The following is a 15,043-nucleotide window of genomic DNA, read 5'->3' as shown; positions in this document are numbered from 1 at the left end:
GGATATATGATGGGGGGAAAATACACATTTAGCTTACAAAAAAAGCTAGCTATTTTTACAACCGTATTAGCAATCATTACGTATTCGACGAGCGCCTTTTACATTTATGTGCTGTACGATTATGTAAAACAATGGCTTCCGTTTGGGAAAAATACGTTTACGATTGTCACGTTATTGCTCGGTATTTTTTGGTCTGGTGTATTGGCATATTTTGCAGCGCGTTTTATTACGAAACCGCTTTCTCAACTTGAGCAGGCCGCGTTAAAAGCTGCGGAAGGTGAAATCGGACAAGATGTGCCTGTGCCAAAATCCGATGATGAAATTCGTTCACTTGCGCTTGCGTTTAATACGATGTTAAGTAATTTACGCGACATGGTGCGCAATATCCAACAAAATTTTGCACACACGAACGAAAAAGTCGTCGAGATGACAAACGTGTCCCGCATCGCTGCGGAACAAGCTGAAAACATTGCGCGTACGATTGATGAAATTTCAAAAGGAGCGGATAATTCCGCTGTTGCGATGCAAACGACAGCCGAAGCGGTAGAAGATGTATTAGCGATTGCAGGAAATGTACAACAAAAAGCGATGCAGTCAGAAAAACTATCGACGGAGATGGTAGCAACGCTTGAAGATAGTCAGCGCGTGATCGGTTCGCTCATTGCCGGCATTCAACAGTTAGCGAAAAGCAATGAGTCGTCATTGCATGTTGTCAAACGTTTAGAAGAGCATGCGAAAGAAGTCGGACAAATTATTTCACTTGTGGGAGATATTGCAGGACAGACGAATTTATTAGCGTTAAATGCTTCCATTGAGGCCGCGCGTGCAGGAGAACATGGCAAGGGGTTTGCTGTCGTTGCAGAAGAAGTAAGAAAGCTAGCAGATGAAAGTGCTAAAGCGGTACAAGGTATTTCAGAGCTCGTTCAAAACATTCAACATGAAGTAGCAAACGTCGTTAACCAAATTACGGAACAAGTGAACAAAGCAAATGACGAAGCGAAAAAAGGAAACGAAACAAATGAAGCCATTTCCCATATGAGCGTATCTATTCATGAAGTGGCGAATGCGGTAAAGCAAATCGCGCAACTTGTTGATGAACAAACGAAATACATCGAACAAACATCTGTTCAATCACAAGAAGTGGCTGCGATTGCTGAGCAAACATCAGCTGGGGCGGAAGAAGTGACAGCGGCGACACAAGAGCAAACTGCCGTCATTGAAAGCATGCGTGAGCTAGCGATGGAGCTTGGAGAACAAGCAGAAAAATTAAAACAAACGATTGCCCGTTTTCGTTTATAAGCATAATAAATGATGAAATGACCGTCTCAACCCGTTAAAATGAAAGGAGACGGTTTTTTCTTTACAACGATTGAGGAGGGGTTCAAACGTGAAAGTAGCTATTGCATCAGACCATGGTGGCATTCGTATTCGCGAGGAGATTAAAAAACTAATGGATGAAATGGGTATCGAATATACAGACTTTGGTTGTGAGTGCGAAACATCGGTTGACTATCCAGATTACGCGTTGCCGGTCGCAGAGAAAGTAGCGAGCGGTGAGTTTGACCGCGGCATTTTAATTTGTGGGACAGGCATTGGAATGAGCATTGCCGCAAATAAAGTGAAAGGTATTCGTTGTGCGCTCGTTCATGACGTATTTAGTGCGAAAGCAACGCGCGAGCATAACGACAGCAATATATTAGCAATGGGCGAGCGCGTCATTGGACCAGGACTGGCGCGCGAAATTGCAAAAGTATGGCTAACAACTCCATTTGAAGGAGGCCGTCACGAAAAACGCATTCAAAAAATTTCGGCTTATGAAAACGAGCAATAAAGGTGGGATTGTCGTGACGGACATGGAACAATGGCGTAGTCAATGGCAAAAGGCGCTTGCTGAGTTTCGTGCCCAAGTATTACTGACGGAAAAAGATGTTATCGTCATTGGATGTAGTACAAGTGAAGTCATTGGGGAAAAAATTGGGACGGCAGGCACGATGGACGTGGCCGCGATGTTGTTTCAAGAGCTAAAACGGTGGCGCGATGAGACGGGCGTGCAACTTGCATTTCAATGTTGTGAACATTTAAACCGAGCATTAGTTGTCGAGCGAAAAACAGCGACGACAAAGCAGCTTGAAATCGTAACGGTTATTCCGGTTCGCAACGCAGGAGGAGCGATGGCAGCATATGCATATACACAGCTAGATGACCCTGTCGTTGTTGAACATATTCGTGCAGATGCGGGCATTGATATTGGCGCGACACTAATTGGTATGCATTTGAAACACGTTGCGGTTCCTGTTCGTACGTCGATAAAGCAAATTGGGCATGCGACCATTACATTTGCGAAAACGAGACCGAAACTTATCGGGGGCGAGCGTGCCGTCTATTCACAAGAAAAGGCGAACAAATCATGTTCGATGGGTTAATTTTGTTCACTTTTTCATTTGAAAATGTGTTAAGATAAAAAAGAATATTCACAATTTAGGGGAGGATTGTCAATGAGTCGCTTGTCACAGCAAGATCCACAAGTATTTCAAGCTATTCAAGATGAATTGAAACGACAACAAACGAAAATTGAGTTAATTGCATCGGAAAACTTCGTTAGTGAAGCCGTGATGGAAGCACAAGGATCCGTATTAACAAACAAGTATGCGGAAGGATACCCGGGACGTCGATATTACGGTGGTTGTGAACATGTTGACGTCGTTGAAGAGCTTGCGCGCGAACGTGCAAAACAATTGTTCGGAGCGGAGCATGCAAATGTTCAGCCGCATTCTGGGGCACAAGCAAACATGGCGGTATATTTTACGATTTTGGAGCATGGGGATACTGTACTTGGCATGAATTTATCACACGGGGGACATTTAACACATGGAAGCCCGGTGAACTTCAGCGGTATTCAATACAATTTCATCGAGTACGGCGTTGATCCAGAGACGCACCGCATCAATTACGACGATGTTCGCGAAAAAGCATTAAAACATAAACCGAAATTGATCGTTGCTGGGGCAAGCGCATATCCTCGCACGATTGACTTTGCGAAGTTTCGTGAAATCGCTGATGAAGTAGGCGCTTACTTCATGGTTGATATGGCGCATATCGCAGGGCTTGTGGCAGCAGGTTTGCATCCAAATCCTGTTCCGTATGCACATTTTGTAACGACAACAACGCATAAAACGTTGCGCGGTCCGCGCGGGGGCATGATTTTATGCCAAGAGCAGTTCGCCAAACAAATTGATAAAGCGATTTTCCCAGGTATTCAAGGCGGTCCATTGATGCATGTCATCGCCGCAAAAGCTGTCGCCCTCGGTGAGGCGTTACAAGACGATTTCAAAACGTATGCGCAAAACATTGTGAACAATGCGAAACGTTTAGCGGAAGCGCTAGTGGCGGAAGGCTTTACACTTATTTCTGGTGGAACGGACAATCATTTATTATTAATTGACCTACGTTCGATCGGATTAACAGGAAAAGTGGCTGAAAAAGTGCTTGACGAAATCGGTATTACAGTCAATAAAAATACGATTCCATATGACCCGGAAAGCCCGTTTGTTACAAGCGGCATTCGCATTGGTACAGCAGCAGTAACGAGCCGTGGCTTTGGACTCGAGGAAATGGATGAAATTGCGCGCATCATTTCGCTTGCGCTCAAACATAAGGATGATGAACAAAAATTAGACGAAGCGCGCCGTCGTGTGGCTGCGTTAACTGAAAAATTCCCATTGTATGCATAATGATAGGTGTCCCAGGCTGGGGCACCTTTTCTTCAGTTGAATCATCCGTTGTTTTTATGTAAAATTTACAAGAATGCATATTACAAAAAGGGGCGACTGACATGAGTAAAGTGTACGTATTTGATCATCCGTTAATTCAGCATAAGCTTACATACATTCGCGATAAACATACAGGAACAAAAGAGTTTCGCGAGCTTGTTGAAGAAGTGGCGACGCTCATGGCATTTGAAATTACACGCGATTTGCCACTTCAAGAAGTTGAAATTGAAACACCTGTCAGCAAAGCGAAAGCGAAAGTGATCGCAGGCAAAAAACTAGGGATTATCCCGATTTTACGGGCAGGGATCGGAATGGTGGACGGCATTTTAAAGCTCATTCCAGCGGCAAAAGTCGGACATATCGGTTTATATCGCGACCCAGAGACGTTAAAACCTGTTGAATATTATGTAAAGCTCCCGACAGATGTCGAAGAGCGCGACTTCATTGTCGTTGATCCGATGCTTGCGACAGGGGGTTCAGCTGTTGAGGCGATTCATGCGCTGAAAAAACGCGGCGCGAAAAACATTAAGTTTATGTGTTTAATTGCCGCACCAGAAGGAGTAGAGGCAGTGCAACAAGCGCACCCAGACGTCGACATTTATATCGCCGCATTAGACGAAAAATTGAACGATCACGGCTATATTGTACCGGGTCTTGGTGATGCTGGAGATCGTCTATTCGGAACGAAGTAAGGTGGGCACGATGAATAAGCGAAAAGTCATGACCATTTTCGGTACGAGACCGGAAGCGATTAAAATGGCACCGCTCGTGTTAGAATTGCAAAAATATGACGATATTGAATCAATTGTGACTGTCACAGCACAACATCGTCAAATGCTTGATCAAGTACTTCATATTTTCGGCATTCAACCACATTATGATTTAAACATTATGAAAGAGCGTCAAACGCTTGTCGATATTACGACAAGGGCGCTTGCTGGCTTAGATGATGTCATGAAAAAAGTAAAACCAGACATCGTCCTTGTCCACGGCGACACGACAACGACATTTGTCGCTAGTCTGGCAGCGTTTTATAACCAAATAGCCGTCGGGCACGTCGAAGCAGGACTTCGAACGTGGAATAAATACTCGCCGTTTCCAGAAGAAATGAATCGACAGTTGACGGGCGTATTAGCTGATTTGCATTTTGCTCCGACAGCGAAAGCGGCCGAAAATTTGCGAGCGGAAAATAAACGGGAAGATGCGATTTTCATTACAGGTAATACGGCAATTGATGCGTTAAAAACAACAGTGCGTGAAACGTATACGCATCCGATTTTGGAAAAGGTTGCAGGAAGCCGGATGATTTTATTGACAGCGCACCGCCGTGAAAACCTTGGCGAGCCGATGCGAAATATGTTCCGTGCAGTCAAAAGGCTCGTGGAAGATTATGATGATGTGCAAGTCGTTTATCCTGTTCATTTAAATCCAGTCGTGCGCGAGTTAGCGAACGACATATTAGGAAATGATGAGCGCATTCATTTAATTGAGCCGTTAGATGTGATTGACTTCCATAACTTTGCCGCAAGAGCGCATATCATTTTGACGGATTCAGGTGGTGTACAAGAAGAAGCCCCTTCGCTTGGCGTGCCTGTTCTCGTGTTGCGTGATACGACGGAGCGCCCTGAAGGCATTGAAGCAGGAACACTCAAGTTAGCTGGAACCGATGAACAAACGATTTACACGCTAGCAAGTGAACTATTAACAGATAAAAAAGCATATGACCAAATGGCAAAAGCGTCAAATCCGTACGGTGATGGATGGGCATCGAAGCGGATTGTCGAAGCGATTCGCTACTATTTCAAACAAAGCGATGTTCCGCCAACGCCATTTCGGCACGAGAAAGGGATGTCATGACGCATCCCTTTTCTTTACCAAAAATTTTCCCTCTTTTTGTGACCGAACGCATTGACATCACGTTTTCACTATTGTATGCTTACAAAGGGATAAGGATAACCTTTTTAAAAATACAGTAAATTCTGAAAATGAAAAGTGAGGCTTTCGTATGCGACAACATGAGCGCCATCCGTTTCGAGCGATCGGTTTGATGACGGCAATATCTTCCCAACTTGTCGGCTCTGTTTTAGTTGGGATTTTTGGAGGGCGTTTTGTCGATGAACGATTTAGCACCGAACCGCTTTTTTTAGTCATTGGTTTGCTTCTTGGCTTGTCGGCCGGTGTTTATGCAACGATTCGCCTCATTCGCTCATTTTTTTCAGGAGAGGAAAAATGAACGAGCTACAGCAACATTGGCGGCGTCACAAATCATACATACTATATTTGCTGGCGGTTTACGTGCTTGGTTGGTCATTTACACCTTATTCGCAAGCGTTTTCAAGTTTGTTTCTCGGAACGGTCATCAGCCTATATAATGGTTGGACAATGGTGCGGAAAGTTGAACGATTTGGACAAGCGGTTGCGTCTGGCCAAAAAGCGCGCTCGCTTGGCATGATGTCACGTATGGCTGCGGCTGCGTTGGCTGTTTTCATTGCTTTTCGCTGGCCAGAGCAGTTTTCTGTTGGATGGATCGTATTGGGATTAATGACATCTTATATTGTCATTATAATAGATTTCTTTTTCCAAAAACCAAAAGGGGAAGAGAGGTGAGTACAGATGCATCACGAAGCTCCTTTATACACGTTGTTTGGCTTAACATTTAACTTGGCCAACGTATTAATGATTACGGTTACATCCGTCATTGTGTTTGTCATTGCCGTATTAGCAACACGCAACTTAGCGATGAAGCCAACGGGAATGCAAAACTTCCTTGAATGGGTCATGGATTTTGTCAAAGGCATTATTAAAAGCAACATGGATTGGAAAACAGGTGGACGCTTTCATATCCTCGGTATGACGCTCATCATGTACATTTTTGTAGCGAATATGCTCGGTCTACCATTTTCAGTCGTCATTGACAACAAGTTATGGTGGAAATCCCCAACAGCTGACCCGGTTGTGACGTTAACGTTGGCAACGATGGTTGTGGCGTTATCGCACTACTACGGCATTAAGCTTAATGGATTTAAAGAGTATGCGAAAGGGTTCGTCAGCCCGATGCCAATTTTATTCCCGCTAAAAATTATTGAAGAGTTTGCAAACACATTAACGCTCGGTCTTCGTTTATACGGAAACATTTTTGCGGGTGAAATTTTGTTAGCGCTCTTGGCGGGAAGTTTAGCGACAGGAGTCGGCGGAACGATTGCGGCGATCATTCCAACGATCGCATGGCAAGGATTTAGTATTTTCGTCGGCGCGATCCAAGCGTTCATCTTCACGATGTTAACAATGGTTTATATGGCGCACAAAGTGAGTCATGACCATTAATTTTCATACACATTCATTTCAACATAAAAAATTGAAGGAGGACTTTTCAAATGGGTGTATTAGCAGCTGCAATTGCAATTGGTTTAGCGGCACTTGGTGCTGGTATTGGTAACGGTTTAATCGTATCTCGTACAGTAGAAGGAATTGCACGTCAACCAGAGGCGCGCGGTATGTTACAAACAACAATGTTCATCGGGGTAGCGTTAGTCGAAGCGATCCCAATCATCGCGGTCGTTATCGCGTTCATGGTTCAAGGTCGCTAGAACTGAGCGCTCGTTCGAAACGAGCTATAACTGCATACGGAAACGAAACTCGTTCAACAATGGCGAAGATCATTCCATGAGAACCTTCGCCATTCCTTTATGTTCGTACGCACACGTTCCGATCGATAATTCGGGCGATTTTTGAAGGGAGTGAAACGCGCGGTGGTAAACATGTTTGTATTAGGTGCTGGTGGACATGGGTTCAACGGCGGCGACATCTTATTCCAATTAATCATGTTTCTCTTGCTCATGTTCTTGCTTCGTAAATATGCGTTCGGTCCGTTAATGGGCGTCATGAAACAACGCGAAGAGCATATTGCAAACGAAATCGAGCAAGCAGAAAAACATCATCAAGAAGCGAAAAAGCTTGCGGAAGAGCAACGCGAATTAATGAAAAAATCACGCCAAGAAGCGCAAGCGCTTATTGAAGAAGCACGCAAACTTGGGGAAGAGCAAAAAGAACAAATCATTCAAGCGGCTCGCCAAGAAGCAGAGCGCCTAAAAGAAGCGGCGAAAAAAGAAATCGCACAAGAAAAAGAACAGGCGATGGCAGCGTTGCGCCAACAAGTTGCTTCGTTATCCGTACTTATTGCATCAAAAGTCATTGAGAAAGAATTGAGCGAACAAGATCAAGCGAAGCTGATTAACGAGTACATTCAAGAGGTAGGAGAAAGCCGATGAACAAACAAGTCGTAGCGAAACGATATGCGTCGGCACTTTTTGAAATTGCGAAAGAACAGCAGCTTCTTGATCAGCTCGAACAAGAACTTCGTGTCGTTAAACAAGTGTTTGCACAAAATGAAGCGCTTCTTTCTGTGTTAAACCATCCAAAAATCGCACTGGCAAAAAAGAAAGCGCTCGTTCAAGAAGCATTTGCAAACATTTCGACGGTATTGCAACATACGCTCATGTTGCTTTTAGATCGCCATCGCATCGATATCGTCAGCGATTTAGCCGATGCGTTTATTGCGCTAGCAAATGAGGCGCGCGGTGTAGCTGAGGCGATCGTTTATTCCGCTCGTCCGTTAACGGAAGATGAAACGAATGCGCTTGCAGATGTGTTTGCGAAAAAAGTCGGCGTCGATGCGCTTCGCATCACAAACATCATCGATAAAGATGTGATCGGTGGTGTAAAAGTGCGCATCGGAAACCGCATTTTCGACGGAAGCGTCAGCGGAAAATTAGCAAGATTACAGCGACAGTTAACTCGCTAACTTTATAGATAGGGGTGAAATGCATGAGCATCAAAGCGGAAGAAATTAGCGCGCTGATAAAAAAGCAAATTGAAAACTATCAGTCTGAAATCGAAGTGAGCGATGTCGGTACAGTCATTCAAGTCGGTGACGGAATCGCTCGTGCTCATGGCCTCGACAACGTCATGTCAGGAGAGCTTGTTGAGTTTGCCAATGGCGTCATGGGATTGGCGCTAAACTTAGAAGAAAACAACGTCGGTATCGTTATTTTAGGACCGTATACAGGCATTAAAGAAGGCGACGAAGTGCGTCGCACAGGTCGCATTATGGAAGTGCCCGTCGGTGAAGCGTTAATCGGTCGTGTCGTCAATCCACTAGGACAACCGGTAGACGGACTTGGTCCAATTGAAACGACAGAAACTCGTCCGATTGAAAGTCCAGCCCCTGGTGTTATGGACCGTAAATCTGTCCACGAGCCGTTACAAACGGGAATTAAAGCGATTGACGCGCTTGTACCAATCGGTCGCGGTCAACGTGAGCTAATTATCGGAGACCGTCAAACAGGTAAAACGTCCGTTGCGGTAGATACAATCATTAACCAAAAAGGTAAAAACATGATTTGTATTTATGTGGCAATCGGACAAAAAGAATCAACCGTTCGTAACGTCGTTGAAACGTTGCGTAAATACGGTGCATTAGATTATACAATCGTCGTTACAGCATCTGCGTCGCAACCAGCTCCGCTTTTATTCTTAGCTCCATATGCGGGCGTAACGATGGGCGAATACTTCATGTACAAAGGACAACACGTCCTTGTTGTATACGATGATTTATCCAAACAAGCGGCAGCGTATCGTGAGCTTTCGTTATTATTACGCCGTCCGCCAGGTCGTGAAGCGTACCCAGGTGACGTATTCTACTTGCACTCCCGCTTGCTTGAGCGCGCAGCTAAATTAAGCGATGCGAAAGGTGCAGGTTCATTAACAGCGTTGCCGTTCGTTGAAACACAAGCGGGCGACATTTCGGCATACATTCCAACAAACGTCATTTCTATTACGGACGGACAAATTTTCTTGCAGTCTGATTTATTCTTCTCAGGCGTTCGTCCAGCGATTAACGCCGGTCTTTCTGTATCGCGCGTCGGTGGAGCAGCGCAAATTAAAGCGATGAAAAAAGTATCAGGTACGCTTCGCCTTGACTTAGCGGCATATCGTGAGTTAGAGGCGTTTGCACAATTTGGTTCAGACCTTGACAAAGCGACACAAGCAAAACTTGCTCGCGGTGCGCGCACAGTTGAAGTGTTAAAACAAGGTTTACATGAGCCTCTACCAGTTGAGAAGCAAGTGGCGATCATTTACGCGTTAACTCGTGGATTTTTAGATGATATTCCAGTAGAAGACATTCGCCGCTTTGAAAAAGAGTTCCATGCGTGGTTAGATAAAGACGAAAACGGCCACAAACTAATGGAACACATTCGCACAACAGGCGATCTTCCAAACGAAGAAGACTTCAACAAGGCGATTGAAGCGTTCAAAAAGACGTTTGTTGTATCGGAGTAAGAAAAGAGCGGAACAGCATAGCTGTTCCGTCCCCTTTCAACAATTGAGCGAAAAAGGTGGTGAAACCTTTGGGAGCATCGTTACGCGACATAAAAGCACGAATTAACACGACAAAAAAGACGAGCCAAATTACAAAAGCGATGGAAATGGTCTCGGCATCGAAATTAAACCGTGCTGAGCATAACGCAAGATCGTTTACACCGTATATGGAAAAAATTCAAGAAGTTGTAGCGAGCGTTGCGCTTGGTAGCAACGACGCTTCTCATCCAATGCTTGTAAAGCGCCCAGTAAAAAAGACAGGATATTTAGTAATTACATCGGACCGTGGCTTAGCTGGCGCCTACAATAGCAACGTGCTTCGTACCGTTTTTCAAACGATTCAAGAGCGTCACCGTTCGGCAGAAGAATATGCGATTATTGCAATCGGTCGCGTCGGTTTAAATTTCTTTAAACGCCGCAACATTCCGGTAGCTTTACATATTACCGGCTTGCCAGACCAACCGACATTTGCGGACATTAAAGAAATTGCGAACAAAACAGTAAACATGTTTGCAGATGGTACGTTCGACGAGCTGTACATGTTTTACAACCATTTCGTAAGCGCCATTCAACAAGATGTGACGGAGAAAAAGTTATTGCCGTTAACAGATTTAGCTTCTGATAAAAAGTTGACGACTTACGAATTTGAACCGTCACAAGAAGAAATTTTAGAAGTATTGTTGCCACAATACGCTGAAAGCTTAATTTATGGAGCGTTGCTTGATGCGAAAGCAAGCGAGCATGCGGCGCGGATGACAGCGATGAAAAACGCAACAGACAACGCAAAAGAATTGATTCGGACACTTACGCTTTCTTACAACCGTGCCCGTCAAGCAGCAATTACGCAAGAAATTACAGAGATTGTGGCCGGAGCGAACGCATTGCAATAACGTTGATTAGCAGTTAGGAGGGAAAACGATGGCAAAAGGACGCGTTATTCAAGTTATGGGTCCCGTTGTAGACGTTAAGTTCGAAGACGGACACTTACCTGCGATTTACAACGCCCTAAAAATTAAACATAAAGCGCGTAACGAAAAAGAAGTCGACATCGACTTAACGTTAGAAGTAGCCCTTCACCTTGGGGACGACACAGTGCGCACAATTGCGATGTCAACGACAGACGGATTAGTGCGTGGTATGGAGGTCATCGATACAGGAGCACCGATTTCAGTTCCTGTTGGTGAAGTGACACTCGGACGCGTATTTAACGTATTAGGAGAACCGATTGACTTAGGCGAAGACATCCCAGCAGACGCTCGTCGCGATTCGATTCACCGTCCAGCACCAAAATTTGAACAACTTTCAACTCAAGTTGAAATTTTAGAGACAGGAATTAAAGTCGTAGACTTGCTTGCACCGTACATTAAAGGTGGAAAAATCGGATTGTTCGGTGGAGCAGGTGTAGGGAAAACGGTTTTAATCCAAGAATTAATTAACAACATCGCGCAAGAGCACGGTGGTATTTCTGTATTCGCTGGCGTTGGTGAGCGCACGCGTGAAGGAAACGACTTGTACCATGAAATGAAAGACTCTGGCGTTATTAACAAAACAGCGATGGTATTCGGTCAGATGAACGAGCCACCTGGAGCACGTATGCGCGTAGCATTAACAGGATTAACAATGGCGGAATATTTCCGTGATGAGCAAGGACAAGACGTATTGTTCTTCATCGATAACATTTTCCGTTTCACGCAAGCCGGTTCAGAGGTGTCTGCGTTATTAGGACGCATGCCTTCCGCGGTAGGTTATCAACCAACACTTGCGACAGAAATGGGTCAGTTACAAGAACGGATTACATCAACAGCTGTCGGTTCAGTTACATCGATCCAAGCGATCTACGTCCCTGCGGACGACTACACAGACCCAGCACCAGCGACAACGTTCGCACACTTAGATGCAACAACAAACCTAGAGCGTAAATTATCAGAGATGGGTATTTACCCAGCGGTAGACCCGCTTGCATCGACGTCTCGTGCGCTTTCACCTGAAATCGTTGGGGAAGAGCATTACCAAGTGGCACGTAAAGTACAACAAACGTTGCAACGCTATAAAGAATTGCAAGACATTATCGCCATCCTTGGTATGGATGAGCTTTCTGAAGAAGATAAACTTGTCGTTCATCGCGCTCGTCGCATTCAGTTCTTCTTATCGCAAAACTTCCACGTCGCTGAACAGTTTACAGGACAACCTGGTTCATATGTTCCTGTAAAAGAAACAGTTCGTGGCTTTAAAGAAATTTTGGAAGGAAAATATGACCATCTTCCAGAAGATGCGTTCCGCTTAGTCGGCCGTATTGAAGAAGTTGTTGAAAAAGCGAGAAAAATGGGCGTAGAAGTTTAATAAGGGACCGAGGAGGATTTTTTCATGAAGACGATTAAAGTCAGTGTCGTAACTCCGGACGGCCCAGTATATGAAGCGGATGTGGAAATGGTGAGCGCTAAAGCGCAAAGCGGCGAACTCGGCGTGTTGCCAGGGCACATTCCGATGGTCGCACCGCTCGAGATTGGCGCAGTTCGCTTAAAGAAGGGAAATGCGACTGAACTTGTAGCGGTGAGCGGTGGCTTTTTAGAAGTTCGCCCTGATCGTGTAACGATTTTGGCGCAAGCTGCAGAACGAGCAGAAGATATTGATGTTGCGCGTGCAAAAGCGGCGAAAGAACGGGCTGAACGCCGCTTGCAAGCGAAACAAGATGAAATCGATCATAAACGGGCAGAATTAGCATTGCGTCGTGCAATTAACCGTTTAAATGTAGCAAATCGTCATTTTTAACCCTAAGAGCATCGCCTCTTAGGGTTTTTTGTTTATTTTTGGAACAAGTTTTATCGACACATATGTGAAGAAGTGATATAATGTTATCGGTTACAGTCTTAATAGTATGACGTTTTCGAAAAATGTGTATAAAGTCACAAAGGGGTGGGACATCGTTGAACGTTTATGTAAACAGTTATGTAGTCGTCTTTGTGTTTCTTTGTTTAGGTATTTTGCTTCCAATCGTTGCGCTTACAGCCGGCCGTTTCCTTCGTCCGCATGCGCCAAATGCAGCGAAACAAACGACGTACGAAAGCGGATTAGATCCGTTCCACGATTCGCGCGTGCAATTTAACGTACGATACTACATTTTTGCGTTATTGTTCGTCATTTTTGACGTAGAAACGGTATTTTTATATCCATGGGCTGTTGCGTTTGATAAGCTTGGTGCATTTGCGCTTATTGAAATGCTTATTTTTGTCGTCATGTTGTTGATTGGACTTGTGTATGCTTGGAAGAAGAAGGTGTTAAAATGGATGTAAAATTATTGAACGTATCAGATCAAGAAATGGAAGAAATGCGCCGCAACGTCTTTTTAACGACATTAGAGCAGTTAAAAGCATGGGCGCGCAGCAATTCTTTATGGCCACTCACGTTCGGTCTTGCTTGTTGTGCCATTGAAATGATGGGAGTTGGTTCTTCGCATTACGATTTAGACCGCTTCGGCTCTTTCTTTCGCACATCGCCTCGTCAGTCAGATGTCATGATCGTTTCAGGAACTGTGACGAAAAAAATGGCTCCCATTGTTCGTCGTCTATACGATCAAATGCCTGAGCCGAAATGGGTCATTGCGATGGGATCGTGTGCGACAGCAGGAGGTCCATATGTGAAGTCGTATTGCGTTGTGAAGGGCGTCGATCAAATTGTACCTGTTGACGTATACATTCCGGGCTGTCCGCCAAATCCAGCTGCATTAATTTATGGCATTAACAAACTAAAAGAAAAAATTCGCTACGAAGCGAAAACAGGAAAGAAGGTGCTGTAAATGAGCGAGGAAAAAGATTTACAGCAACGAAAAAAAGAAGCAGCGGAACGCGCAAAACAATTAGCAAAAGAGAGACTTGCAGCGAAGCAAGCAACGGAACAAACTGAGCCAACGCTCGAAAGCGAAGATGACCTTGCGCTTGCGAAGAAAAAAGCAGCAGCAGCGGCGAAAGCAAAAGCCGCGGCGTTAGCAAAACAAAAAGCCGCAGAGTCTGGAGAATTAAGCGAAGAAGAACTAGCGAAGAAAAAAGCAGCAGCAGCGGCAAAAGCGAAAGCCGCAGCGTTAGCGAAACAAAAAGCCGCAGAGTCTGGAGAATTAAGCGAAGAAGAACTAGCGAAGAAAAAAGCAGCAGCAGCGGCAAAAGCAAAAGCCGCGGCGTTAGCAAAACAAAAAGCCGCAGAGTCTGGAGAATTAAGCGAAGAAGAACTAGCGAAGAAAAAAGCAGCAGCGGCAAAAGCGAAAGCCGCGGCGTTAGCAAAACAAAAAGCCGCAGAGTCTGGAGAATTAAGCGAAGAAGAACTAGCGAAGAAAAAAGCAGCGGCAGCGGCGAAAGCAAAAGCCGCAGCATTAGCAAAAGCAAAAGGTGCAGATGGTGGCGAAGAAAAAGAAGAAAAGCCGTCACCAAATCAGCCATATCTCGACAAATACGTCAAAGTCATTGAAGAGCATCTCGGAAAAGATGTGTTAGAAAACGCTTACATTAATCGTTTGTCGAAAGACGTGCCAACGCTTGTTGCTAAAAAAGATACATATTATAAAGTAGCTGAGTTTTTAAAATATAATGAGCAACTAAGTTTTGATTATTTATCCGAATTGCACGGAACAGATTTTCAAACGCATATGGAAGTGTACGTCCACTTGTATTCTTATAAAAATCGTCAGTCCGTTGCGCTGAAAGTAAAAATTGACCGTGACCATCCGGTTATTGACTCGCTTGTTCCGCTTTGGCCAGGGGCGAATTGGCCGGAGTGCGAAGCGTACGATTTACTTGGCATTCGTTTTGAAGGTCATCCGCAACTTATTCGCATTTTCTTAGGGGAAAACTGGGTCGGCTATCCGCTCCGGAAAGATTACGAGCCATACGATATGGAGGGGTAAGGGC

Annotated in this window: 19 protein-coding genes; all 19 read left to right on the top strand. The window is 44.7% G+C overall.

Going from position 1 to position 15,043, the window contains the following annotated elements:
* Window positions 1-9 precede the first annotated feature (9 nt).
* The 19 genes from HNQ82_RS04715 to HNQ82_RS04625 all read left to right on the top strand — a co-directional run bounded on the left by HNQ82_RS04715 (window position 10) and on the right by HNQ82_RS04625 (window position 15,039).
* Window positions 10-1,299 (top strand): methyl-accepting chemotaxis protein, encoded by a 1,290-nt coding sequence (locus tag HNQ82_RS04715; protein WP_425486237.1) that lies wholly within the window; start codon window positions 10-12, stop codon window positions 1,297-1,299.
* 88 nt (window positions 1,300-1,387) lie between these two features.
* A complete protein-coding gene (gene rpiB, locus HNQ82_RS04710; RefSeq protein WP_183247579.1) occupies window positions 1,388-1,831 on the top strand; it encodes a ribose 5-phosphate isomerase B in 444 nt (147 codons plus the stop codon).
* Between the two features lie 22 nt (window positions 1,832-1,853).
* Window positions 1,854-2,423: a TIGR01440 family protein gene (locus HNQ82_RS04705; RefSeq protein ID WP_425486240.1), complete on the top strand. Its 570-nt coding sequence runs from the start codon at window positions 1,854-1,856 to the stop codon at window positions 2,421-2,423.
* Window positions 2,424-2,495: 72 nt separating this feature from the next.
* Window positions 2,496-3,731, top strand: a complete 1,236-nt coding sequence (glyA, locus tag HNQ82_RS04700) for a serine hydroxymethyltransferase (RefSeq protein WP_055440780.1) — start codon at window positions 2,496-2,498, stop codon at window positions 3,729-3,731.
* A gap of 101 nt (window positions 3,732-3,832) precedes the next feature.
* Entirely contained in the window at window positions 3,833-4,462 is a 630-nt protein-coding gene (upp, locus tag HNQ82_RS04695; RefSeq protein ID WP_009360966.1) for a uracil phosphoribosyltransferase, read from the top strand.
* 10 nt (window positions 4,463-4,472) lie between these two features.
* On the top strand, window positions 4,473-5,627 hold the full coding sequence (gene wecB, locus HNQ82_RS04690) for a non-hydrolyzing UDP-N-acetylglucosamine 2-epimerase (RefSeq protein WP_183247575.1): 1,155 nt from the start codon (window positions 4,473-4,475) through the stop codon (window positions 5,625-5,627).
* Between the two features lie 148 nt (window positions 5,628-5,775).
* Window positions 5,776-6,003, top strand: coding sequence for an AtpZ/AtpI family protein (locus tag HNQ82_RS04685; protein ID WP_183247573.1), 228 nt, complete (start codon window positions 5,776-5,778; stop codon window positions 6,001-6,003).
* Entirely contained in the window at window positions 6,000-6,377 is a 378-nt protein-coding gene (locus tag HNQ82_RS04680; RefSeq protein WP_032101320.1) for an ATP synthase subunit I, read from the top strand. The genes HNQ82_RS04685 and HNQ82_RS04680 overlap by 4 nt, the downstream gene beginning before the upstream one ends.
* A gap of 6 nt (window positions 6,378-6,383) precedes the next feature.
* Entirely contained in the window at window positions 6,384-7,094 is a 711-nt protein-coding gene (gene atpB / locus HNQ82_RS04675) for a F0F1 ATP synthase subunit A (protein ID WP_055440777.1), read from the top strand.
* A 50-nt stretch (window positions 7,095-7,144) separates the two neighbouring features.
* Entirely contained in the window at window positions 7,145-7,357 is a 213-nt protein-coding gene (atpE, locus tag HNQ82_RS04670) for a F0F1 ATP synthase subunit C (protein ID WP_003253662.1), read from the top strand.
* Between the two features lie 171 nt (window positions 7,358-7,528).
* Window positions 7,529-8,038: a F0F1 ATP synthase subunit B gene (atpF, locus tag HNQ82_RS04665; protein WP_055440889.1), complete on the top strand. Its 510-nt coding sequence runs from the start codon at window positions 7,529-7,531 to the stop codon at window positions 8,036-8,038.
* The gene (locus HNQ82_RS04660) at window positions 8,035-8,571 is read left to right on the top strand and encodes a F0F1 ATP synthase subunit delta (protein ID WP_183247571.1); all 537 of its coding nucleotides are present in this window, start codon (window positions 8,035-8,037) and stop codon (window positions 8,569-8,571) included. Before atpF ends, HNQ82_RS04660 begins: the two co-directional genes overlap by 4 nt.
* Before the next feature lie 23 nt (window positions 8,572-8,594).
* Window positions 8,595-10,109: a F0F1 ATP synthase subunit alpha gene (atpA, locus tag HNQ82_RS04655; protein ID WP_183247570.1), complete on the top strand. Its 1,515-nt coding sequence runs from the start codon at window positions 8,595-8,597 to the stop codon at window positions 10,107-10,109.
* A 68-nt stretch (window positions 10,110-10,177) separates the two neighbouring features.
* Window positions 10,178-11,038 (top strand): F0F1 ATP synthase subunit gamma, encoded by an 861-nt coding sequence (locus HNQ82_RS04650; RefSeq protein WP_055440774.1) that lies wholly within the window; start codon window positions 10,178-10,180, stop codon window positions 11,036-11,038.
* A 28-nt stretch (window positions 11,039-11,066) separates the two neighbouring features.
* Window positions 11,067-12,488 carry a F0F1 ATP synthase subunit beta gene (gene atpD, locus HNQ82_RS04645; protein ID WP_032101315.1) on the top strand — a complete coding sequence of 474 codons (1,422 nt, stop codon included), beginning with the start codon at window positions 11,067-11,069 and terminating at the stop codon, window positions 12,486-12,488.
* 24 nt (window positions 12,489-12,512) lie between these two features.
* Window positions 12,513-12,917 carry a F0F1 ATP synthase subunit epsilon gene (locus tag HNQ82_RS04640; RefSeq protein WP_032101314.1) on the top strand — a complete coding sequence of 135 codons (405 nt, stop codon included), beginning with the start codon at window positions 12,513-12,515 and terminating at the stop codon, window positions 12,915-12,917.
* Window positions 12,918-13,039: 122 nt separating this feature from the next.
* A complete protein-coding gene (locus tag HNQ82_RS04635) occupies window positions 13,040-13,438 on the top strand; it encodes an NADH-quinone oxidoreductase subunit A (protein WP_052009615.1) in 399 nt (132 codons plus the stop codon).
* Window positions 13,429-13,941 (top strand): NuoB/complex I 20 kDa subunit family protein, encoded by a 513-nt coding sequence (locus HNQ82_RS04630; RefSeq protein WP_006319894.1) that lies wholly within the window; start codon window positions 13,429-13,431, stop codon window positions 13,939-13,941. Before HNQ82_RS04635 ends, HNQ82_RS04630 begins: the two co-directional genes overlap by 10 nt.
* Entirely contained in the window at window positions 13,942-15,039 is a 1,098-nt protein-coding gene (locus tag HNQ82_RS04625; protein WP_183247568.1) for an NADH-quinone oxidoreductase subunit C, read from the top strand.
* The last annotated feature ends 4 nt before the right edge of the window (window positions 15,040-15,043 follow it).

The sequence above is a fragment of the Anoxybacillus tengchongensis genome (assembly GCF_014201585.1).
Taxonomy (GTDB): domain Bacteria; phylum Bacillota; class Bacilli; order Bacillales; family Anoxybacillaceae; genus Anoxybacillus; species Anoxybacillus tengchongensis.
This window is presented reverse-complemented; position numbering and strand designations above follow the sequence as displayed.